Source organism: Oleiphilus sp. HI0086 (assembly GCF_001635225.1).
In genome coordinates, this window is the sequence record NZ_LWFZ01000041.1 from 1 (window position 1) to 877 (window position 877).

Consider the following 877-nt stretch of genomic DNA (forward strand, 5'->3'; position numbering starts at 1 on the left):
ATAACAATATGAATCTAGAGTTAATTCAATTCAGAGTAAACCATGATACAAGTTTCCAATCTTACTAAAAATTTTGATGACTTCTGCGCTGTAAATAATATCAGCTTTACTGTCAAACCTGGTGAAGTCTTAGGGTTTCTAGGGCCAAATGGCGCAGGTAAATCAACAACAATGAAGATCCTGACAGGGTTTTTGGCACCCAGTGAGGGGCAGATAGCGGTAATGGGACATGATGTTTTATCGGACCCGATTGCCGCCAAGAAAGAAATTGGTTATCTGCCTGAAGGTGCACCTGCTTATGCAGATATGACGGTTATCGCATCACTAAGGTTTATCGGTCAGGTGCGAGGTTTTTCTGGGGCTCAGCTGCAGACCCGAATTGACCAGGTTGTGGAAAAGGTCGCGTTGGAACCGGTTCTGAACAAGAAGGTAGAAAACCTGTCGAAAGGTTATTGCCGCCGTTTGGGGATCGCCCAGGCCTTGATTCATGATCCCAAAGTGCTAATTCTGGATGAGCCGACTGATGGCTTGGACCCAAACCAAAAACATCAGGTTCGACAGTTAATCCACGATTTGTCAGAAGACAAGATTGTTATTGTCTCGACGCATATACTTGAAGAGGTGAGTGCGGTTTGTTCTCGTGCCATGATTTTGGCTCAAGGAGCCATCGTCTTTGATGGAACGCCTGAAGAACTAGCTGCCATGTCAGAGCATCATAACGCGGTGACAGTCAGGCTTTCAGAACATAATGAAGACATTATCAGACAGCTGCAAGCTTTACCGCAGGTTGAATCAGTTGATAGTGACTCGACAGGTTCAATCAAGGCTTACCCAGTGAATGGGCAGGCGATTCTTGCACCAATTAACTCCGTGTTAC

Annotated in this window: 1 protein-coding gene; it reads left to right on the top strand. The window is 45.4% G+C overall.

Annotation, left to right across the window (positions count from 1 at the left end; all coding sequences use genetic code 11):
- Positions 1-42 precede the first annotated feature (42 nt).
- On the top strand, positions 43-877 hold an 835-nt coding region (locus A3756_RS00750; RefSeq protein ID WP_068552650.1), incomplete at its 3' end, for an ABC transporter ATP-binding protein.